The organism is Caulobacter segnis, from assembly GCF_031454995.1.
Taxonomy (GTDB): domain Bacteria; phylum Pseudomonadota; class Alphaproteobacteria; order Caulobacterales; family Caulobacteraceae; genus Caulobacter; species Caulobacter segnis_E.
In genome coordinates this window covers 50418-71684 of sequence record NZ_JAVDRV010000006.1, presented here as the reverse complement: position 1 = coordinate 71684, position 21267 = coordinate 50418, and the positions used below count along the sequence as shown (strand labels likewise).

Sequence of the window (21267 nt, the reverse complement as noted above, 5' to 3'; positions counted from 1 at the left end):
GGGTGTGGGAGCAGACCTTGATCGCGGGTATCCGAAATCCGTCGCGCGACGACCAGAGTCTCCGGATCGCGGGCCTTTTGGCGGCCTTCGGGGGATCGATCATCTTCAGCCTGTTCCTGGCTGGAGCGACCCACAACCTGCCCTCGATCTGGACCGCCAACGCGGTGGTCATCGCCGGCCTGCTGACCCTGAAGGGCAACGCGCGCTGGGTCATGCTGGCTCTGGTCGGCCTCACCCACGTCGCCATCGAGCTGATCGCCGGGGTGCGGGTGTCGTTCATCCTGCTCGTGGTCCCGCAAGACCTGATCCAAAACGTCCTGATCGCCTGGGGCCTGGAGCGCCTGGGCCTGACGAACCACATGCGCAGCCCATGGGGTCTGGCCCGCATGACGGCGGTGGCCGCGGTGATGGTCATCGTGTTCTCGACGATCACGACCGTCAGCCTGGCCCTCGCGCGCGGCAAGCCGATGTGGAGCGGCTGGGCGGACTGGATCGCGCCCAACGTCTTGGGGCTGTTCCTGGCGATGCCGACCACCATCATGCTGATGGACCGCCGCCACAAGCCGCTCTTCCCCGCCTCGGCCTGGCAGCTGGCCATGCTGACCACGCTGGTGGTCGTCAGCGCCGTGGCGATCTTCACCTCGGATCCTGGCCTGCAGGCCCTGCTGTTCGCCCCCGCCATGCTGGCCGTGTTCCGAGGCGGGCCGCGCGCGGCGGCGATCCTGGTGATCGCCTCCCTGGCCGCCTCGATCCCCGCCGTGCTTCACCGGGTCGGCATCGATCGCGACCTGGCGCTGGCGCCCTTGCGCCACGCCGTCGTCTTCCACGTGATGCTGTTCGCGGTATGCCTGACCGCCGCCATGATCCTGGAGCGGCAGAAGCGCCTGCAGGCGCTTCTGACCCGAGGACGCGACGCCGCCCGCCACGCCCAAGCCAGCGCCCAGGCCGCCAACAAGGCCAAGTCCGAATTCCTGGCGACCATCAGCCACGAGATCCGCACGCCGCTGAATAGCATCCTGGGCTTCGCCGACCTGGTGGCGCTCGATCCAAATCTGTCGCCCGACAGCCGTCGACGGCTGGACCTGATCAGCCGCGCCGGCCGTTCGCTGGTCGAGATCATCAACGACCTGCTGGACTTCTCGAAGCTGGAGGCGGGCCGCATGGAACTGGACCCCGAGCCGCTGGCGCCGGCGGTGGTGCTGCGCGACGCCCTGGCGATCGCCGCGCCCGCGGCCGAGACCAAGAACCTGGCCCTGCGGATCGAAATCATCGGCGGTGACGAGCAGGCGCTGTTCCTGCTGGACGAGACACGCCTGCGACAGGTCTTGCTGAACCTGCTGTCCAACGCCATCAAGTTCACCCGAGACGGCGGGGTGACCGCTCGGCTGGAGCTCTCGGGTCAGCGCCTTCGGTTCGAGATCGAAGACACCGGCATCGGTATCGCGCCCGATGTGCAGGCGCGCCTGTTTCAACGCTTCACCCAGGCCGACAGCTCGATCAGCCGCGGCTATGGCGGCACGGGGCTGGGCCTGGCGATCAGCAAGGCGCTGGTCACACGCATGGGCGGGGAGATCGGCGTCGTCAGCGCGCCGGGCCAAGGCGCCCGCTTCTGGGTGGAGCTCTCCGCCACGCCGGCCCGACCGACGCCCGAGCTGGACTCGGCCGCGCCTCAACCTTCGAACATCCGAGGCGCCCGCGTGCTGCTGGTCGATGACCATCACGTCAATCGCGAACTGGGCTACGCCCTGCTGACCCTGGGCGGTCACGAGGCGATCACGGCCGAGGACGGGGCGGCGGCCGTGTCCCTGGTGCGCGACCAGGACTTCGACCTCGTGCTGATGGACGTGCACATGCCGGTGATGGATGGCCTGTCGGCCACCCACGCGATCCGCGCCATGCAAGGGCCCAAGGCGCGGGTGCCGATCCTGGCGCTCAGCGCCGACGTCATGCCCGAACAGATCGCGCGATGCCTGGCCGCGGGCATGGATGGTCACCTGGCCAAGCCGATCGTCCGTGAAGCCCTATTGGCGGCCGTGGCGCGGTTCGCGACGCCTTCCTCGCGCGAGGCTTCACAGGCTTCGCTTGCGACGCCCTAGAGCTCGCCGGCTCGCCACACGGAATTCTCGCCAAGCTCAAACGCGCGTTTATAGTCCTCCCATCGGCCGCTAGGCGTCATAGGGAGAAACGCGCGATGGACATTCAGCTGGTGGCCGACGGCCTGCTGTTCCCCGAAGGTCCCGTGGCGATGGCCGACGGCTCGGTTATCGTCACCGAGATCCAGGGCCAGCGCCTGACGCGGGTCTGGCCCGATGGGCGCAAGGAGACCGTGGCCGAGACCGGCGGCGGCCCGAACGGCGCGGCGGTCGGACCCGATGGCGCGCTGTATGTCACCAACAACGGCGGCAGCTTCCACTTCTTCGAGGCCAATGGCCTGAACATCCCCGGCCCGACGCCGCCGACGCACACGGGGGGCTATATCCAGCGCGTCGACCTCGCGACGGGCGCGATCACCACGCTCTATGCCGAATGCGACGGCAAGCCCCTAGTCGGCCCCAATGATCTGGTGTTCGACAAGCAGGGCGGCTTCTGGTTCACCGACCACGGCTGCTCGACGCCGGACGGCCGCAAGTACGGCGCGCTGTACTACGCCCTGGCCGACGGCTCGAAGATCACCCGCTGGCGCGACCACTTCGTCTCGCCCAACGGCGTGGGGCTCTCGCCGGACGAGAAGACGGTCTACATGGCCGACACCATGCTGGGGCGGCTCTGGTCGTTCGATGTCGCCTCGCCCGGCGTGCTGGCCGATCCCGCGCCGCTCATACCCGGCGACGTCGTGTGCAACCTGCCGGGCTACCAACTCCTGGACAGCCTGGCGGTCGAGGCCGGCGGCAAGGTCTGCGTGGCGACGATCATCAACGGCGGGATCACCGCCTTCGACCCGGATGGATCGACCGAGCACTACGCCGTCCCGGACGCGATCGTGACCAACATCTGCTTTGGCGGCGCCGACATGCGCGACGCCTGGATCACCGCCTCGGGCACCGGAAAGCTCTACAAGGCGCGCTGGCCGCGACCGGGGCTGAAGCTGAACTTCAACGGGTAGGGACAAGCGCCCCCTCCGGCCCTTCGGGCCACCTCCCCCGCTTCGCGAGGGAGGATGCGGCCCTCCTCCCCCGTGCGAACGGGGGAGGTGTCGCGATGCGAAGCAGCGTGACGGAGGGGGCGCTGAAGCCCCTAGTACAGCACCCCCAGCGCCGCGCGCTCGAAGTTCTTCAGTTCGTCGCTTCGGCCCTCGTGGACCTTCACGACCCATTCGGGATCCTGCAGCAGGGCCCGGCCAACGCCGACCAGATCGAACTCGCCGCGCTCGAGGCGCTCGAGTAGGCGATCCAGCGAGGCGGGCTGGCTGCCCTCGCCGCCGAACGCGGCGATGAACTCGCCCGACAGGCCGACCGAGCCGACGGTGATGGTCGGGGCGCCGGTCAGCTTCTTGGCCCAGCCGGCGAAGTTGAGGTCGCTGCCCTCGAACTCCGGCTCCCAGAAGCGGCGTTGCGAGCAGTGGAAGATGTCGGCGCCGGCGTCGGCCAGCGGCTGCAGCCAGGCCTCCATCTCCCGCGGCGTGGTCGCCAGGCGGGCGGCGTAGTCCTGCTGCTTCCACTGCGACAGACGGATGATCACCGGATAGTCCGGGCCGACGGCGGCGCGGACGGCTTTCAGGATCTCGGCGGCGAAGCGGCCGCGCTCGCCGATGGTCGGGCCGCCCCACTTGTCGGCGCGCACGTTGGTGCCCGGCCAGAAGAACTGATCGATCAGGTAGCCGTGCGCCCCGTGCAGTTCGACCGCGTCGAAGCCCAGGCGCTTGGCGTCGGCCGCCGCCTGCCCGAAAGCGGCGATGGTGTCGGCGATGTCGGCGTCGGTCATCGGCTCGGTGAACGGGTTGCCGCCGGCCTTCGACAGACCCGAGGGGCTGTCCACCTTGCCCAGCTGGTCCGGTCCCTTCGCCGCGCCGACGTGCCACAGCTGCGGCGCGATCAAGCCGCCCGCCGCGTGGACCTCGTCGACGACCTTCTTCCAGCCCGCCAGCTCCTTCTCGCCATGGAAGCGCGGCACCTTGGCGTCGTTCAGCGAGGCGGGACGCGCGACGCCCGTGCCTTCGGTGACGATCAGCCCGACCTGGTTCTCGGCGCGTCGACGGTAGTAGGCGGCGACCTCGTCGGTCGGCACGCCGCCCGGCGAGAACGACCGCGTCATCGGCGCCATGACCACCCGGTTGGGCAGCTTCAGCGACTTGAACTCGAAGGGCTTGAACAGGGCGTCGATAGACATCGGATATCCGGAACAGAGGGTGTTGCGGGCGATCCAAACATTTGTTCGGAAGCATGACCAGCTAGAAAAACTGCAACGCCCATATGCTGAGGCTTTCGGACCAACAAATCGTGTCATCCCGGAAGCCTCGTAGAGGCTATCCGGGACCCAGGGTTCGCATGAGCGCCGCGGCGTGCCGCCCCTGGGTCCCGGCTCTTCGCTACGCTACGGCCGGGATGACACGGCTTTGGGACCTCACAACCCCAGCACCATCTTGGCCATGATGTTGCGCTGGATCTCGTTGGACCCGGCGTAGATCGAGGTCTTGCGATAGCTGAAATAGGCTGGCGCGGCCGGCGCGGCGTAGTCGGGACCGGCCCTGCCCTCGTTGCTCTTGGACCAGGAGTCGCGCACGAACGGCGCGGCGTAGGCCCCGACCGCCTCCAAGGTCAGCTCGGTGATCGCCTGCTGGTGCTCGGAGCCCACGCATTTGAGCATGGACGAAGCCGGGCCGATCGCCTTGCCCGCCGAGCGGCCGGAGAATATCCGCAGCTCGCTGGCGTTCAGCGCCTGGACCTGGATCTCCAGATTGCTGATCTTGTTGCGGAAGTCAGGATCGTCGATCAGCCGTCCGCCGTCGTCGGCCAGCTCCAGGGCGGCGATGCGCTTGACCTTCTTGAGCATGTGCATGAGGCCGGGCGCGTAGGCGTTGCCGCGCTCGAATTCCAGCAAGTACTTGGCGTAGGTCCAGCCCTTGTTCTCCTCGCCGACGCGGTTGGCGACGGGCACGCGGACATTGTCGAAGAAGACCTGGTTGATCTCCTGCTCGCCCTCGGGAGGGCCGTCCAGGGTGGGCAGCGGCTTGATCTGGATGCCGGGCGTGTCCATCCGCAGCAGCAGGAACGAGATGCCCTCCTGAGGCCGTCCTTCCGTCGAGGTGCGGACCAGGCAGAACATCCAGTCGGCCCACTGGGCGTGGGTCGTCCAGATCTTCGAGCCGTTCAGGACGTAGTGGTCGCCGTCGCGCTCGGCCTTCATCCGCAGCGACGCCAAGTCCGAGCCCGAGCCCGGCTCGGAATAGCCTTGGCACCACCAGATGTCCGACCGCAGGATCGGCGGCAAATGCTGGGCCTTCTGCTCGTCGGTTCCGAAGGCCATGATCACCGGGGCGACCATCTTCAGGCCCATCGGCGACGAGGTCGGGACGCCCGCCAGGCTCATCTCCATGTTGAAGATGTAGCGCTGCGAGGCCGTGAACCCAGGACCGCCGTGCTCCACGGGCCAGTCCGGCGCCGCCCAGCCGCGCTCGAAGAGCTTCTTCTGCCATTTCACCTGGCCGGCCTTGTCCAGATAGCCGTTCTTGGACTGGCTCATCTGGCGGCGAAGGTCGTCGTCATAGGCGGTGGCGATCCAGTCGCGCACCTCTTGCTGGAAGGCCAGGTCCTCGGCCGAGAACGCCAGGTTCATCGCCCTACTCCACCGCGTCGAGGTACTCGATGTTCGGTGGGGCGGCCATGGTCGGACCCATCGCGGCGCCAGCGGCCTTGAAGTAGTCGGTGCCGCCGTGGTGCTTGAGGGCGTCGGCGTCGGCATAGAGCTCCAGCACCTTGTAGACGCCGGCCTCGGTCTTGGACTTGGTCAGCTGATACATCAGGCAGCCGGACTCGTTGGCCTTCACCTTGGCGGCCAGGTCCAGGAACACCTTCTCGAATGCAGCGGACTTGTCCGGCTGGACGTACAGGGTCGCGACGACGCCGATCATGATTACCTCCCAACATTTGTTTGAAAGGCAAGATGAGTTAGGCGCGGCTCGGGAGCAAGGGCGACGTTGGGGAAGCCGAGCAGGCTCGGCTTAAGGCCGCTCGTTCCAGCCGTAGGCGACCCACGAATGGCCGCCGACGTTGCGCGCTTCGATCAGGCTAGGATCGGCGTCGCGGGCGCCAGCCATCTTGCGACCGCGGAAGGCGAAGGCCGCCAGGCCAAACAGAGCGCTGCCGATGAAGCCGACCACCACGACCGTGGCGGCGAAGACCACCGCCAGGACCGCGCCGATCACCACGGCCGCCGACGTCGCGAGCGCGCCCGCGATCCAAGCGAGATTACGCAAGGGCGAAACTGCGGCGGTGTTGGTCATCGGCGTCCTCTCGTCACGCTCATGATCATTCCTAGATGGTTCACAAGCGCTGAACATCAACTGAACACCCGCCGAACGCGGATGAAAAGCCTTTTTCCCTCGCCCGAAGCGAGACTAAACGTCCCACCTCAACCGGCGGCGGCGAGACCCAGTTCCCGGCGCTCGCGCATCACGGTCGAGAAAGCGGCGTTGATCGCCGCCGCCTTGGCCTCGGCCACCTCGATGAACTCGGCCGGGAGGCCGCGGGCGCGAGCCCGGTCGGGGTGGACGTTGATCAGGGCGATCTTCCAGGCCTTGTGGACCGCCGCGTCGTCGGCGTCGGCCGGCACGTCCAGGATGGCGTAGGGATCGTCGGCGCCGACGCCCAGGTGCGTGGCGCGCAGCCGCCGGAACGCCAGCGGCGACATGCCGAACAGATTCGACACCCGCTCCAGATAGGCCAGCTCGTCGGTCGTCACGACCCCGTCTGCCTTGGCGATGTGGAACAGGCCATCGACCACGTCCTCCAACAGCTGCGGGCAGCTGGAATAACGCTTGGCCAGACGCTTGGCGTAGCTCTCGAAGCCGTGCGTGGTCTGGCGCGCCAGCTCGTACAGGCGGTGGATGGTGGGCTCGGAGGCCGGGTCGGGCTGGAACACCTCGGTGAAGGCGGCGAACTCGTGTCCGTCGGCGCGACCATCGACCTTGGCCAGCTTCGCGCCCAAGGCGGTCACGGCGGTCGAGAAGGCCGGGTCCTCGCCCGGCAGACCGCCCGGACATTCGGTGCAGTCGGCTAGGTCGAGGCGCCGGGCGGCGATGCTCGCGATATTGCGCCAGAAGCTCATGAACGCCTCGAAACCAGCGGACATAGGTGAATACGGAAATCGAGGCGATGCGGATCACGTCGACAAGGTGCTTCTAGCACATTGAGAATGATCATTCACATGACTTCGTTGCAATGCGGCGAAAGCGCCGCTTCAACGTTTCGGGAGCCGATTGGCCGCTGGCTCGTTATGGCACCGCTTGGCGTCTCAGCGCCATGCAACGGTCCCAATCCCGATCGAAATGCTCTAGTCACTCCATACGATTACTCGAAAGGACCTCCGCCGCATGGCGAACGCCCTCTTTCTCGCCCTCGCCCTGCTGGCCCAAGACGGCCAAGCGAGCGCCCAGACGTCCCCCAACGCGCCGCCGACCGACGAGTACGGCTATGTCGCCTGGTGCTACGGCGCGCTAGGCGGTTACGCGTCGCTTTATGATCAGGTGATGCCGGAGGTGACGCGGATCGAGAAGGCGTTCCCGGGTCCGGACGGCGTTCAGGCCGCGCTGAAGACCTATCCGGAAATGCGCGCCCAGGCGCAGAAGGACCTCAAGACCTTCGCCTCGGCCATCACGGCGGCCGAGAAGGCCAGCCCCCGCCCGATCTCCGAATACGGCGGCGCCCAGGTCAAGCGCGGCGCGGCCATCTGGCAGGGCGCGGCCTCGGTCGACAAGGCGCGTCTGGCTCAGATGTGGATGAGCTGGAGCCCTCCGGGCGACTGCGAGAAGCGCGCCAAGACGCTGGAGGTGAAGTCGTCCATCCTGGGTCGCGCGCTGAACTACAACGCCGCTTCCGCGACGACGCCAACGCCGACCGCGCCGTCGCCAGCGCCCGCCCAGCCGGAGACCTCGACGCCGGCGCCCGTCGCCGAGACACCCGCTCCGAAGCCCGCGGCCGCCATGCCCGCGGCGACGGCCGCCGCGCCGAAGGTCAAGCCGGCCGCCGCGCCGGCCAAGAAGCTTCCGCCGATCGGCGGCAACGAGATCATCGTCGATCCCGTCAATCCGGTCCCCTGCGCGGGCAGCCTGCTCCCCGCCAAGCGCGGCGGCCGCGACGTGCTGATCTGCAAGCCGAATTGATGGTTGCTTCCCCGCGATGCGGGGGAGCTGTCGCGAAGCGACTGAGGGGGCGAGCTCGGCGAACGCGGCGCTAGCCCCCTCCGGCCCGCTGGGCCACCTCCCCCGCGGCGCGGGGGAGGATCTACCGCTCCGCCAACACCCCGCTCTCCGCCAAGGCCTTGAACCAATGGTACGAGGCCTTCGGCGTCCGGGCGCCTGTCTTGCGGTCCATCGCCACCAGGCCAAATTTCGAGGTGTAGCCGAGGTCCCATTCGAAGTTGTCGATCAGGGTCCACTCGAAATAACCGCGCACGTCGCAGCCGGCCTCGCGCGCCGCCAGCACGGCTTGCAGGTGGCGGCGCAGATAGGTGATGCGGAACTGGTCGTCGAGAATCGCCGGTCCCGGGCCGAACGGATCCGAGCAGCCGTTCTCGGTGACCAGCATCGGCGGCGCGCCATAGTCGCGGCGCACGCGGTCCAGCATCTCGAACAGGCCCGACGGATCGATGTGGCGGCCAAAGGCGTCCAGCTCCGCGCCCCTCGGCGGCGCGGCCTGGGCGATCTTGCCCGGCGCGTTCAGGTCCAGCCGCACATAGGCCGGGGCGTAGTAGTTCACGCCCAGGAAATCGACGGGCTGGCGGATCGTCGCCATGTCCCCGTCGCGCACGACGCCCTTCAGGAAGTCGTCCATCGCCTTGGGATAGGTCCCCTTGAACAAGGGATCTAGCCACGCGCCGTTCCACAACGCGTCGAGCCCGTCCGAGGCCAGGCGGTTCCAGATCGCCCACGGGCCGCCGGCTGGTCGGCAGGGCTGCAACGCCATGGTGGTGCCGACCTTGAGGCCCTCGCCCCCCGCCCGCAGCGCCTTCATGGCCAAGCCCTGGCCCAGGTTCATGTGGTGGATCACGGGTCCCAGCAGCTTGTCGTCCTTGAGGCCCGGCGCCTGCTCGCCCAGCACGTGGCCGAAGACGGCGTGCACCGCCGCCTCGTTCAGGACGATGTAGTGCTTCAGCCGGTCGCCCAGCCGCTCGACCACCGCGTGGGCGTAGTCGGCCAGGCGCTGGGCCGTGTCGCGGTTCTTCCAGCCGCCCTTGTCTTGCAGACCCTGCGGCAGGTCCCAGTGGAACAGCGTGGCGTAGGGCGTGACGCCCTTGGCCAGCAGCGCGTCGACCAGCCGCGAATAGTGGTCCAGGCCCGCGGTGTTCACCGCCCCCTCGCCCGTCGGCAGGACGCGCGACCAGCTGATCGAGAAGCGGTAGGCGTCGAGGCTTGCCCCCGCGATCAGGTCGACGTCCTCCTGGAAGCGCCGATAGCTGTCGGTGGCGACCGTGGCGTCCGAGCCGTCCTTGACGTGACCCGGGACCTTCTCAAAGACGTCCCAGACGCTGGGCCCGCGCCCGTCGGCGGTCTGGGAGCCTTCCGTCTGGAAGGCGGCGGTGGCGACGCCCCACACGAAGTCCTTGGGAAACTGGCGACTCTTGGGCGTCAGGTCCGTTTCGCCCGGCCCCTCGCACCCAGATAGTCCCACCGCCGCGCCGCCCAGGGCCAAGGCCCCCAGCGCCCGGCGGCTGACGCCCGAGCGTTCCATGTCGTCCCTCCCGCTATTCGTTGGGAGGAGGATGGAGTTGAAGAACGCCGTTCGCAAGCGAACGTCGACCTCGCCCAGATCAACATCATTCCATCGTCATCCCGGCCGCAGCGAAGCGGAGAGCCGGGACCCAGGGATGCGGGAACGCAGCGCTTGCGGCCCCTGGGTCCCGGATAGCCTCTGCGAGGCTTCCGGGATGACAAGAGTTTTGGTGACTAAGTCCTAAGCCGCCGCGCCCCGCGCCCGGGCCAGCGGGTCGTAGTTCAGGATCGGCGAGAGCCAGCGCTCGGCCGTGGCCAGGTCCCAGCCCTTGCGGCGGGCGTAGTCTTCGACCTGGTCGGCGTCGATCTTGCCGACGCCGAAATAGTGCGCCCGCGGGTGGCTGAAATAGAGGCCCGAGACCGCCGCGCCGGGGGTCATGGCGTAGCTCTCGGTCAGTTGCAGGCCGGTGGCCGCCTCGGCGTCGAGCAGCTTGAACAGCGTGCCCTTCTCGGTGTGGTCGGGCTGGGCCGGATAGCCGGGCGCGGGGCGGATGCCCTGATACTTCTCGGCGATCATGACGTCGGTGTCGGCCGCCTCGTCGGGGGCGTAGCCCCACAGCTCGACGCGGGCCTTGTAGTGCAGCCACTCGGCGAAGGCTTCGGCCAGGCGGTCGGCCAGGGCCGAGGCCATGATGGCGTTGTAGTCGTCGCCGGCGTCCTTGAAGCGCTTGACGATCTCGTCCTCGCCATGGCCCGCCGTGACCGCGAAGCCGCCGACATAGTCCGCGCCCTGCCCGATCGGCGCGACGAAGTCCGACAGGGCGACGTTCTGCTTCCCCTCTCCCTTGTCCATCTGCTGGCGCAGGGTGTGCAGGCGCGAGAACTCGGCCGTGCGCGTGTCGTCGGTGTAGAGCACGATGTCGTCGCCCTGGGCCTGGGCCGGCCAGAAGCCGATCACGCCCTTGGCCCCGAACCACTTCTCGGCGACCACCTTGTCCAGCATGGCGCGGGCGTCGCGATAGAGGTCGGTGGCGGCCTGGCCGACCACGTCGTCCTCCAGTATCTGCGGGAAGCGGCCGATCAGCTCCCAGCTGGCGAAGAATGGCGACCAGTCGATGAACGGAACCAGCTCGGCCAGCGACGGCTCGAAAGTTCGCGTGCCGAGGAAGGCCGGCTTGGGCGGGACATAGCCCTTCCAGTCGATGGCGAAGGCGCGCTTGCGAGCCTCCTGGATCGAGGCGCGGGCCTTGTTGCTCTGGCCGCGCGCATACTGCTCGCGGACCTTGACGTATTCGGCGCGGGTCTCGGCGATGATCCGGTCGCGCTCGCCTTCCGACAGCAGGCCCGAGACCACGCCGACGGCGCGGCTGGCGTCGACGACATAGGTCGTGGGGCCCCGGCGATAGGCCGGCTCGATCTTCACCGCCGTGTGGGTGCGGCTGGTGGTGGCGCCGCCGATCAGCAGCGGGATGTCGAAGCCCTGGCGCTCCATCTCGGCGGCCACGAACACCATCTCGTCCAGCGACGGGGTGATCAGGCCCGACAGGCCGATCATGTCGACCTTGTGCTTCTTGGCCTCGTCGAGGATGCGGTCGGCGGGCACCATGACGCCCAGGTCGATGACCTCGTAGTTGTTACACTGCAGCACCACGCCGACGATGTTCTTGCCGATGTCGTGGACGTCGCCCTTGACGGTTGCCATCAGCACCTTGCCGGCGGCCTGGCGGACCTGGCCTTCCTTCTCGGCCTCCATGAACGGCATCAGCCAGGCCACGGCCTGCTTCATCACGCGGGCCGATTTCACGACCTGGGGCAGGAACATCTTGCCCGCGCCGAACAGGTCGCCGACGACGTTCATGCCGTCCATCAGCGGGCCCTCGATCACGTGCAGCGGACGCTCGGCGGCCAGACGCGCTTCCTCGGTGTCGACCTCGATGAACTCGGTGATGCCGTGAACAAGCGCGTGGGTCAGGCGCTCGTTCACCGTGCCCTCGCGCCACGCCAGGTTGGCGACCTGCTGCTGGCCCTTCTCGCCCTTGTAGCGGGGGGCCATCTCGACGAGACGCTCGGTGTTGGTCTGGTTCGGATCGCGTTGCGGACGGTTGAGGATCACATCCTCGACGGCCTCGCGCAGAGCCGGATCGATGTCGTCATAGACCGGCAGGTCGCCGGCGTTGACGATGCCCATGTCCATGCCGGCGTTGATGGCGTGGTACAGGAACACCGAGTGGATCGCCCGGCGCACCGGCTCGTTGCCGCGGAAGCTGAACGAGACGTTCGACACCCCGCCCGACACCCGCGCGTAGGGCAGCATCTGCTTGATGCGCCGCGTGGCCTCGATGAAGTCCACGGCGTAGTTGTCGTGCTCCTCGATCCCCGTCGCCACGGCGAAGATGTTGGGGTCGAAGATGATGTCCTCGGGCGGGAAGCCGACCTTGTCGACCAGGGTGTTGTAGGCCCGCTCGCAGATCTCGACCTTGCGCTTTTCGGTGTCGGCCTGGCCGACCTCGTCGAAGGCCATGACCACCACGGCCGCGCCATAGCGCAGGCACAGCTTGGCCTGCTGGAGGAACTTCTCCTCGCCTTCCTTCAAGCTGATCGAGTTGACGATCGCCTTACCCTGCACGCACTTCAGGCCCGCCTCGATCACCTCCCACTTGGAGCTGTCGATCATCACCGGCACCCGGGCGATGTCGGGCTCGGCGGCCATCAGGTTCAGGAAGGTGACCATGGCCTGCTGGCTGTCCAGCAGACCCTCGTCCATGTTGACGTCGATGACCTGGGCGCCGGCCTCGACCTGCTGGCGCGCGACCGAGAGAGCAGCCGGATAGTCGCCCTCGACGATCAGCTTCTTGAACTTGGCCGAGCCGGTGACGTTGGTGCGCTCACCGATGTTGACGAAGACGGGTCTCATGGTCGGTCGATCCAAATAAACCCGCCTTCCTCGCCCTTGTGGCGAGGACCCAGGGCGCCGCTAGCTTGGCGCCTAGGACGTCGGGCTCCGCGTCAGCGGAAAACTGGGTCCTGGGCACAAGGCCCAGGAAGGCAGAAAAGTAGCGGCTAAGCCAACTCGAACGGTTCGAGGCCCGCCAGGCGCATGGCCTTGGGGCGCTCGGGGATCTGGCGGGGCTTCACGCCGCGCACTTCGTCGGCGACGTGGCGGATGTGGTCCGGCGTCGTGCCGCAGCAGCCGCCCAGGATGTTGACGAGGCCGTCCTTTGCCCACTCGTGCAGGGCGTGGCCGGTCTGGTGCGGTTCCTCGTCGTACTGGCCCATGGCGTTGGGCAGGCCGGCGTTGGGATAGGCCGCGACCAGGGTGTCGGCGACGCGAGCCATCTCGGCGATATGCGGGCGCATCAGGTCAGCGCCCAGGGCGCAGTTGAAGCCCACCGCGAACGGCTTGGCGTGCTTGACGCTGTTCCAGAAGGCCTCGGCCGTCTGGCCCGACAGCGTGCGGCCCGAACGGTCGGTGATGGTGCCGCTGATCCAGATCGGCAGCTCCTCGTGGCCCTCGTCGCGCCAGTCGAGGATCGCCTTGATCGCGGCCTTGCAGTTCAGGGTGTCGGTGATCGTCTCGATCAGGAAGAGGTCGACGCCGCCCTGGTAGAGCGCGTCCACCTGCTGGCGATAGGCCTCGTAGACCTGGTCGAAGGTGACCTTGCGCGCGCCGGGATCGTTCACATCCGACGACATAGACAGCATGACGTTCAGCGGCCCGATCGAGCCGGCGATGAACTTCGGGCGGTCGGTGTTCTCGGCGTTCCAGCGGTCGGCTACCGAGCGGCCGATCTTGGCGCCTTCCAGATTGATGTCCCAGACGTCCTGGGCCGACAGGTGATAATCGGCCTGGGCGATCGTGGTGCCCGAGAAGGTGTTGGTCTCCGAGATGTCGGCGCCGGCCGAGAAATAGGCGTCGTGCAGCTCGGCCACGAGATCCGGCCGGGTCAGGCACAGGATGTCGTTGTTGCCCTTCATCTGGCCGTCGTGGGCGGCGAAGCGCTCGGCGCGGTAGTCGGCCTCGGTCAGGCCCTTCTTCTGGAACATCACGCCCCAGGAGCCGTCGAGAATGAGGATGCGCTCCTTGGCGGCGGCCTTCAGGGCGGCGACGCGGTTCGCGCGGATGGACAGGTCGGTCATCGGCAGAACTCCGAGGCGCAAGCGCCCCCTCCGTCACGCCGCGTATCCGCGGCGCGCCACCTCCCCCGCTTTGCGGGTGAGGAGGAAACAGTTGCATCCTCCCCCGTGCGACGGGGGAGGTGGATCGGCGCGTAGCGACGAGACGGAGGGGGCGCTCTCATTGCGCGCCTCCAGCGCCCTGTTGGCGCGCCAGCTCCTTGTTGAAGGCGGCCTCGTAGCCGTCGACGAAGCGGCCCAGTTCGGTCGGATCGACGAAGGCGTTCGGGTCGCCGCGCAGCTGCTTCTGGCGCTTGGCCAAGAGGTCGCCCTGCTCCTCGTGGCCGGGCAGCACGACGTCGGTCGGGATGGCCCGCATCGTCGCGAAGCTGGCGCGATAGTCGGCGACGATCGTCTTGTGGCCCTTGTTGCCGACCAGCATGTTGCCGGCCACCGACAGCGAGCACGGGAAGGTCACGTTCAGCGGCCGCCCCTTCTCGGTCACCGCCGTCGTCCAGGTGGTGCAGCCGATGGTGTGGCCGGGCGTCAGGTGGGCGACGAGGCTCGTCTCGCCCAGCTTGAGCTTCTGACCGTCGCCGAACGCGCGATCGACCTTCACCGCCGGCATCGGCGTCGGACCGTTTTCGTTGTCGCCGATGTGGTGGCCCTGTTCGATCGCTGGTTCGTCGCCGCGCGAGATCCACAGCTTGGCGGTCGGGATGTCGGCCTTCAGCTGCGCCAAGCCCCCCGCGTGGTCGTAGTGGGCATGGGTGTTGATCAGGAACTTCACGTCGGCCAGCTGGAAGCCCAGCGAGGCGATGTTGCGCTCGATCTGCTTGCCGACCTCGGCGTTCGGGCCGCCGTCCAGAATGACGTGCCCCGCCGACGAGGTGATCAGCCAGGACGAAATACCCTCGGTGCCCACGTAATAGATGTTGCCGACTACGCGGTAGGGCTTGGTCGGCTTGGTCCAGTTGGCGGGCATGTCGGCGTGGGCCGCGGGGGCCAACACAAAGAACAGCGCCGCCAGCGCGGCCAGAGCGCCCCCTCCGACACGATGCTTCGCATCGCGCCACCTCCCCCGCTTCGCGGGTGAGGAGGAAACGGTTGCATCCTCCCCCGAGCAACGGGGGAGGTGGATCGGCGCGGATACGCGACGAGACGGAGGGGGCGCTAGCAGCGTCATGCGGCGACCTCGGAAGCGGCGGGCGAAACCTCGCGCAGGCCCAATACGCGGCAGATGGCGTAGACCAGGTCCGCGCGGTTCAGGGTGTAGAAGTGGAAGTCCTCGAAGCCCTGCTCCTGCAGCTTGGCGCACATCTCGGTGGCGACCGAGCAGGCGATCAGGCGGCGGGTCTCGGCGTCGTTCTCCAGACCGTCGAACAGGTTGCCCAGCCAGCCGGGAATGGTGGTCTGGCAGGCGGCGGCCATCTTCTTGAGGCCGCTGAAGTTCGTCACCGGCATGATCCCCGGCACGATAGGGATCGTGATCCCGGCGGCGCGGACCTTGTCGACGTAGCGCAGGAAGGCGTCGAGATCGAAGAAGAACTGGCTGATGCCCAGCGTCGCGCCGGCGTCGACCTTCTGCTTCAAGACGTCGATGTCGTGCTCCAGGGAGGGGCTTTCCGGATGCTTTTCCGGGTAGACGCCGACCAGCACTTCGAACGGCCCCACGCCGCGCACGGCCTTGGTCAGCTCGGTGGCGTTGGCGTAGCCGTCCTCGCGCGGGACATAGACCCCGCCGATGCCGCCCTCGCCCGGAGGCGGGTCGCCGCGCAGCGAGACGATGTGGCGGACGCCGATGTCCCAGTAGTCGCGGATCACCTCGTCGACCTCTTCACGCGAGGCCCCGACGCAGGTGAGGTGCGCGGCGGGCTTGAGGCTCGTCTCGTCCAGGATGCGCTTGACCGTGCGGTGCGTGCGCTCGCGCGTCGAACCGCCAGCGCCGTAGGTGACCGACACAAAAGCCGGGTCCAGCGGCGCCAGACGCGTGATCGCCTGCCACAGGCTCTCTTCCATCTGGAGCGTCTTGGGCGGGAAGAACTCGAACGAGACGCGCGGACGCTCCGTGCGCTCGCCGGCGCGGGCGACGGGACCGATCACGCGACGGGTGGGCGGAAGGGTCATGCGGCGGTCCTCTCGGCGGCGACGCTCAAGGGGCGACGCGCGGTCCAGATCTTGACGGTCAGGCCCTCGCCCGTCGAAGGCGGCAGGGCGATGTTGCTTTCCAGCTGGAGACCGGCGGCGCGCACCCAGGGAACGATCTCGCTGTCGTCGAAGCCCAGGCGGCGGTGCTGGTGCACCTCGCGCAGGAACTCGTGATCGTGCGGGGCGAAGTCGGCGATCAGCAAGAGGCCGCCGGGCGCGACCAGACGCGCGGCCTCGGCCACGGCGTTGGCGGGGTCGGACAGGTAGTGCAGCACCTGGTGGACGGTGACGAGGTCGGCGCAGCCGCCCGGCAGGCCGGTGCGAAAGATGTCGCCATGGCGCAGCTCACAGCTGGCCAGGCCCGCCTTGGCCACCTCGTCGCGGGCGATGTTCAGCATCTGCTGCGAGAGGTCCAGGCCCAGGGCGTTGCTGGCGCGCTTGCCCAGCAGGGTCAGCATGCGGCCCGCGCCGGCGCCCAGGTCGACCATCTCGTCGAACGGCCCCTCCCCGGTCGCGCGCAGGATCGCGGCCTCGACCTCGGCCTCGTCGACATACAGCGAGCGGATTTCGTTCCAGCGGGCGGCGTTGCGGGCGAAATAGGCCTGGGCGTCCGTGGAGCGTTCGGCCCGCACGGCTGCCAGCTTGTCGGCGTCCAGGCGGATGACGGGATCGGCGTCATCGATCAGATCCAGCGCCTGCTCGACCATGAACCGCCCCGCCGACTTGGCGGCCAGCCGATAGAACACCCAGGCGCCGTCCGGGAAGCGCTCGACCAGGCCGGCCTCGGCCAGCAGCTTCAGGTGCCGCGACACGCGCGGCTGGCTCTGGTCGAGGATGCGGCACAGCTCCAGCACCGACAGCTCCTCGGCCGCCAGCAGCGCCAGCAGCCGCAGACGCGTGGACTCGCCGGCGGCGCGCAAAATCTCGACGACCTGTTCGGCGTTCAACTTCATAGGGACATAAAGATATCTTTATGTCCGTTTTGGCAAGAGGAATTTATGCCTCTGGCTCGACCTTCGCGACCTCCCAAAGCTCGATTTTCACCCCCGCCGGGTCCATCAGCCAGGCGAACCGCCCATAGCCCTCGTCCTGCCGACCCAACGGCTCGACGCCCTCGGCGGCGGCGCGCGCGAGAACGCCATCCATATCATCGACAATGAAATTGATCATGAACGGCGCGGTCGAAGGCGCGAAATAGTCGGTGTCGGCCGCGAACGGCGACCAGGTCGCCTGGCTGCCCTTGGGCGCCTCGAATATCGCCCCACCCCAATCGTGGATCTCAAACCCCAGAACCCGCGCGTACCAGTCGCGCACCGCCTTGGGATCCTCGGCCTTGAAGAAGAAGCCACCCAATCCGAGAACCTTGGCCATCGGTCGATTTCTCCACGCTTGCCCACCAACACACCCTATCAGGGGCTGGCGCGTTGGCGATCCTTCGCGGAGCGCGCGGAGACGGCCCGCGCCTCAGGCCGAGATATTGACCAATGTTCCGCTGAGTTCGGCCGTGACCTGGCCAAGAGCCGCGCCGGCCGCCGCCGCCATTTTGACGTTCGTCTGCGCCACCGCCAACTGAGTCAAATCCGCGACAGGCGCCGGAGGCGGGCTGGAGTCCGTGGCGGGCTTCGGCCGGGGCGTATAGCTGGCGACGTTGACGGCCGAGACCTGCATGGCGGCTTCCCTTGGTGCTTCGCGGCAACCTGGGTTGGAAGCGTTAAGCGGAGCTGACCAAACAAGGTTAAGTCCCCGCCCCTAAACCGCCACTGGCGTCGCCAAAGGCTCGCCGTGGAAGTAGCGGCGCAGGTTTTCCAGGGTCAGGTTGACCATGGCCGGGATGCTGTCCAGCGTCGCCCCGGCCGTATGAGGCGTCAGCACCACGTGGGGAACGCCTTCCCAGCGCGCCGCCGGCGTCGGCTCCCGCTCGAAGACGTCGAGACCGGCCATGCCCAGGGCGCCCGATTTCAACGCCGCGATCAGGGCGTCCTCGTCGATCAACGCGCCGCGCGCGACATTGACGATCAGTCCCCGCGCCCCGACGGCCTCGATCACGGCGCGGTCGATCATGTGGCGGTTCTCGGCGTCGGGCCGGGCGCAGACGACCAGCACGTCGCTCTCGCGGGCCAGGGCCATCAGGCTGTCCGCTCGGTGATAGTCGCTGTCCTTGGGGCGCGGGCCCCACCAAGCGATCTTCATCTCGAAGGCCGAGAGCCTTTGGGCCACCGCCTCGCCGATATGGCCCAGCCCGACGATCCCCGCCTTGCGGCCACGCAGGCCATGGCGCGGCGCCATCCGTTCGGCGTGGCTCCAATGGCCGGACCGCACGCGCTGGTCGCCCTCGACGATCCCACGCCAGGCGGCCAGCACCAGGCCCACGGCGTGGTCGGCGACGTCCGCGGCGTTGAGGCCGGTCGAGTGGGTCACGGCGATGCCGTGGGCCGCGCACCACGGCACGTCCACGCCGTCATAGCCGACGCTGACACAAGCGATCAGGCCCAGTCGCGGCATTTCCGAAAGCAGGTCCGGACCCAGCGCCATCTCGCCCGCGTGGACGATCGCCTTGACGCCGAGGCCTGGCCCTTCAAGGAAGGCCAGCCGATCCGGGTAATCCCACAGGCGGTGCACCGTATAGGCGTCCTCGAGCAGCGGCTGTAGCGGCAGCAGCATCTCGTGCGAGATCAGGACGTGCGGCTTGTCGATCGGCTTCCCGCTGTCGGGCATCGTGTCCTCCTTCAGGCGCGTCGCGAGGCTACTCGCATTCGGACTTCAAGCCAGAGCTAAGCGGCGGGCCCTCGCCAGGGAAGCCGGATCACGAGGTGGTGACAAGTTGACCTTGGCGTCGCCTCGTACGGCCAGGCTGTGAACGCGCCCGCCCGTCAGGCGTTTGATCCTTGGCGCTCGAAAGCGTCGTCCCAGGTCCGGAGAATCCACGATGTTGACCAAGACGCTCGCCGCGACCGCGGCGATCTCGATGCTGGTCGGCGGCGGCTCGGCCCTCGCCCAGTCCAAGTCTTCCGCCATGGCGGGTCCCAAGCAGCCGATCCCTTATTCCCAGCTCAACGCCTATATGAAGGCCTCGCCCAAGGCCCGCGCCAGCAAGGACTGGTGGGCCGGCTCGGCGAGCGCCGCCACCGGCATGTCGACCGACACCTCGGCCACCGCGCCGGGAATGAACAGCGGCGCGATGAGCGGTTCCTCGACGGGCTCGTCGATGATGGGCTCGTCGACCACCCGCTCTTCGGGCTCGGTCGACACCTCGGTGAATCCCACGCCGACCCTGCCATCGACGCCTCCGACGGATGGGGGCGCGATGCCTCCGCCCATGACCGGTGATCCGGCGAATACGTCGCCGCCGATGACCGATCCGAAATAGACCGCTGGAAGCTCGGTCCCGGGACGTCCTCGGGATCGAGTTCAGGCCCGGTTGGTTTCGAACGCGTTTTGACGACCCGGCTTACAGCCCGCGACGGGTGTCTATACGACGATCCAATCGCCCAAGGTCTGGCTGGTGACGCCGACCAAGATCAATTGATCGCCGCCGCCCAGATCAATGACGGCGTTCCCGCCCGAGAAGGACAGCGTGTAGGGTTGGCCAGCATCCAGGAGGACGCGGTCCCCCCAGGCGCTGACGAAATCGGTGACACGATCGATCCCCGCGCCGCTGAAGAAATAGAAGCGGTCGGCGCCGGCTCCCCCGCTCAAGGTGTCCGAACCTCTATCGCCCGCTAGCCAGTCGTCGCCGTCGCCGCCGATGACGATGTCGTCTCCTTGGCCTCCGCGAACCCAGTCCGCGCCCTCGCCGCCGTCGACAGTATCATCGCCGAAGTTGCCATAGACGATGTCCGCGCCGCTCTCACCATAGAGCACGTCATTGTCTTTTCCACCGACGACCCAGTCGTCGCCAACGCCGCCGTAGCCGGTGTCCGCGCCGGCGTTGCCGTTGATCTGGTCGAAGTCGGCCCCGCCCACGATGGAGTCGGCGCCATCGCCCCCCCACAGCGTGTCCAGGCCCGCTCCGCCCTGGAGCGTGTCTTGGCCCTGCGCGCCGTATAGGGCGTCGGATCCGGCGTTTCCTTGCAGGACGTTGGCGGCCGTGTTGCCCTGGATGATGTCCGCGGCGCTCCCTCCGATCGCGTTCTCGATCGTCACGCCCTGGGCTATGGCGACGTTGTAGGTATATCCGCCGACGCTGGAGAAACCTCCTGGCGTCAGGTCGATCGTCTGGTTTCGCGCATAGCCCGAGAAGTCGAAGGTGTCGGCGCCGCCCGCGTCCCACACCGCGACGACGGGAGCCTTGCTGGCCGTGGCCACGAACCAGTCACGCCCGGCCGTCGCGTTGAAGCCGTAGGTGGTGTCGCCAGCGCGGGTTGTCATGTTGGCGCCGTACAGGCGCTGCGCCGCGGCGATGTCGTCGAGCATTGGCGCGGCCGCGTAGGTCGAACCGTGGGAGGCTCCGGTGTTGGCCCCCGAGAAGTAGCTCATGATCGTGTACTGGTACGAATCCTCGAAATACACGGCGCTCGAGGCGTAGCTCGGCGTGGCGGCGTCGGAGGCGTCATAGTCCGCCGGGTGCGACAGACCGATGGCGTGGCCGACCTCGTGGACAAGGGTCTTGACCCCATAGTTCCCGAGCACGGGGCTGGTGTTGTAGCTGAGCGCGCTGTTGACCCAGACATCACCCGACCTGGAACCGGCGCTTCGGCTCCCCGGATAGTAGGCGAAGGCCGCGCCATCGGCGTCAGCGGTCGGGGCATAGTCGCTGAACAGGATGGTGGCGTCGTCGGAATAGGCCGCTTCGCCACTCGTCCCGCTTCCGACGCGCGAGAAGGTGATGTTGGCCACGTCCGACCACGCCAAAAGAGCCTTTTCGGCGGCGGCGATCTGGGCCGCGTTGAAGCGCGAGAAACTCTCGACATCGCTAGGCAGGGTGCTGGGCGCGGTCGAGCGGAACGCATAGGTGATGGTCGCGGCCGTCCCCAGGGCCCCGCTCCAGCCGCTAGAATCTCGGGTCAGTTGCGCGGCGGCCTGACTGGTCGTGTAGGAGGCCTTGCCGTTCGCCTCGACGCCGCCCCTGTCAGCCAGCGAAGCGATATCGCTCAGCGGCGCGTCGTAGGCCATGGCGCAACTCCGTTACAGGATCGACCGCC

General features: G+C 67.8%; 19 protein-coding genes and 1 pseudogene. 4 read left to right on the top strand and 16 right to left on the bottom strand.

Annotated elements, in window-relative coordinates:
• Positions 1–17 precede the first annotated feature (17 nt).
• Complete coding sequence (locus J2728_RS17810) at positions 18–2096, top strand: hybrid sensor histidine kinase/response regulator (protein ID WP_310001311.1); 2079 nt, start codon at positions 18–20, stop codon at positions 2094–2096.
• Positions 2097–2191: 95 nt separating this feature from the next.
• A complete protein-coding gene (locus tag J2728_RS17805; protein WP_310001310.1) occupies positions 2192–3103 on the top strand; it encodes an SMP-30/gluconolactonase/LRE family protein in 912 nt (303 codons plus the stop codon).
• Between the two features lie 131 nt (positions 3104–3234).
• Here J2728_RS17805 and J2728_RS17800 read toward each other — a convergent pair whose 3' ends face one another.
• The 5 genes from J2728_RS17800 to J2728_RS17775 all read right to left on the bottom strand — a co-directional run bounded on the left by J2728_RS17800 (position 3235) and on the right by J2728_RS17775 (position 7263).
• Complete coding sequence (locus J2728_RS17800) at positions 3235–4326, bottom strand: NADH:flavin oxidoreductase (protein ID WP_310001309.1); 1092 nt, start codon at positions 4324–4326, stop codon at positions 3235–3237.
• Positions 4327–4560: 234 nt separating this feature from the next.
• Positions 4561–5772, bottom strand: a complete 1212-nt coding sequence (locus tag J2728_RS17790) for an acyl-CoA dehydrogenase family protein (RefSeq protein WP_310001307.1) — start codon at positions 5770–5772, stop codon at positions 4561–4563.
• A 4-nt stretch (positions 5773–5776) separates the two neighbouring features.
• Complete coding sequence (locus J2728_RS17785) at positions 5777–6067, bottom strand: putative quinol monooxygenase (protein ID WP_310001306.1); 291 nt, start codon at positions 6065–6067, stop codon at positions 5777–5779.
• Between the two features lie 90 nt (positions 6068–6157).
• Positions 6158–6496, bottom strand: a complete 339-nt coding sequence (locus tag J2728_RS17780; protein ID WP_310001305.1) for a hypothetical protein — start codon at positions 6494–6496, stop codon at positions 6158–6160.
• 71 nt (positions 6497–6567) lie between these two features.
• Positions 6568–7263: a tellurite resistance TerB family protein gene (locus J2728_RS17775; RefSeq protein ID WP_310001594.1), complete on the bottom strand. Its 696-nt coding sequence runs from the start codon at positions 7261–7263 to the stop codon at positions 6568–6570.
• 265 nt (positions 7264–7528) lie between these two features.
• On the opposite strand from J2728_RS17775, the gene J2728_RS17770 reads away from it, so the two are divergent.
• The gene (locus J2728_RS17770) at positions 7529–8317 is read left to right on the top strand and encodes a hypothetical protein (RefSeq protein WP_310001304.1); all 789 of its coding nucleotides are present in this window, start codon (positions 7529–7531) and stop codon (positions 8315–8317) included.
• A gap of 121 nt (positions 8318–8438) precedes the next feature.
• On the opposite strand, the gene J2728_RS17765 is transcribed toward J2728_RS17770, so the two are convergent.
• From J2728_RS17765 to J2728_RS17720, 10 genes and pseudogenes are all read right to left on the bottom strand, one after another.
• Positions 8439–9884: a GH1 family beta-glucosidase gene (locus tag J2728_RS17765; RefSeq protein WP_310001302.1), complete on the bottom strand. Its 1446-nt coding sequence runs from the start codon at positions 9882–9884 to the stop codon at positions 8439–8441.
• A gap of 222 nt (positions 9885–10106) precedes the next feature.
• Positions 10107–12779, bottom strand: a complete 2673-nt coding sequence (metH, locus tag J2728_RS17760) for a methionine synthase (RefSeq protein WP_404979793.1) — start codon at positions 12777–12779, stop codon at positions 10107–10109.
• 146 nt (positions 12780–12925) lie between these two features.
• Positions 12926–14002 carry a homocysteine S-methyltransferase family protein gene (locus J2728_RS17755; RefSeq protein WP_310001298.1) on the bottom strand — a complete coding sequence of 359 codons (1077 nt, stop codon included), beginning with the start codon at positions 14000–14002 and terminating at the stop codon, positions 12926–12928.
• A gap of 157 nt (positions 14003–14159) precedes the next feature.
• Positions 14160–15017 (bottom strand): CAU/MBL1b family subclass B3 metallo-beta-lactamase, encoded by an 858-nt coding sequence (gene blaCAU / locus J2728_RS17750; protein ID WP_404979800.1) that lies wholly within the window; start codon positions 15015–15017, stop codon positions 14160–14162.
• Positions 15018–15159, bottom strand: a pseudogene (locus J2728_RS22340) (hypothetical protein); the annotation flags it as partial.
• A gap of 1 nt (position 15160) precedes the next feature.
• On the bottom strand, positions 15161–16105 hold the full coding sequence (gene metF, locus J2728_RS17740) for a methylenetetrahydrofolate reductase [NAD(P)H] (protein WP_310001293.1): 945 nt from the start codon (positions 16103–16105) through the stop codon (positions 15161–15163).
• Positions 16102–17079 (bottom strand): ArsR/SmtB family transcription factor, encoded by a 978-nt coding sequence (locus J2728_RS17735; protein WP_310001292.1) that lies wholly within the window; start codon positions 17077–17079, stop codon positions 16102–16104. The genes metF and J2728_RS17735 overlap by 4 nt, the downstream gene beginning before the upstream one ends.
• A 43-nt stretch (positions 17080–17122) precedes the next feature.
• The gene (locus J2728_RS17730; protein WP_310001291.1) at positions 17123–17497 is read right to left on the bottom strand and encodes a VOC family protein; all 375 of its coding nucleotides are present in this window, start codon (positions 17495–17497) and stop codon (positions 17123–17125) included.
• Between the two features lie 93 nt (positions 17498–17590).
• Positions 17591–17794: a hypothetical protein gene (locus J2728_RS17725; RefSeq protein WP_310001289.1), complete on the bottom strand. Its 204-nt coding sequence runs from the start codon at positions 17792–17794 to the stop codon at positions 17591–17593.
• A gap of 81 nt (positions 17795–17875) precedes the next feature.
• Positions 17876–18841, bottom strand: a complete 966-nt coding sequence (locus J2728_RS17720) for a 2-hydroxyacid dehydrogenase (RefSeq protein ID WP_310001287.1) — start codon at positions 18839–18841, stop codon at positions 17876–17878.
• Positions 18842–19052: 211 nt separating this feature from the next.
• Here J2728_RS17720 and J2728_RS17715 point away from each other — a divergent pair, with 211 nt between their 5' ends.
• A complete protein-coding gene (locus J2728_RS17715; RefSeq protein ID WP_310001285.1) occupies positions 19053–19493 on the top strand; it encodes a hypothetical protein in 441 nt (146 codons plus the stop codon).
• 101 nt (positions 19494–19594) lie between these two features.
• On the opposite strand, the gene J2728_RS17710 is transcribed toward J2728_RS17715, so the two are convergent.
• On the bottom strand, positions 19595–21238 hold the full coding sequence (locus tag J2728_RS17710; RefSeq protein WP_310001284.1) for a M10 family metallopeptidase C-terminal domain-containing protein: 1644 nt from the start codon (positions 21236–21238) through the stop codon (positions 19595–19597).
• Positions 21239–21267 lie beyond the last annotated feature (29 nt).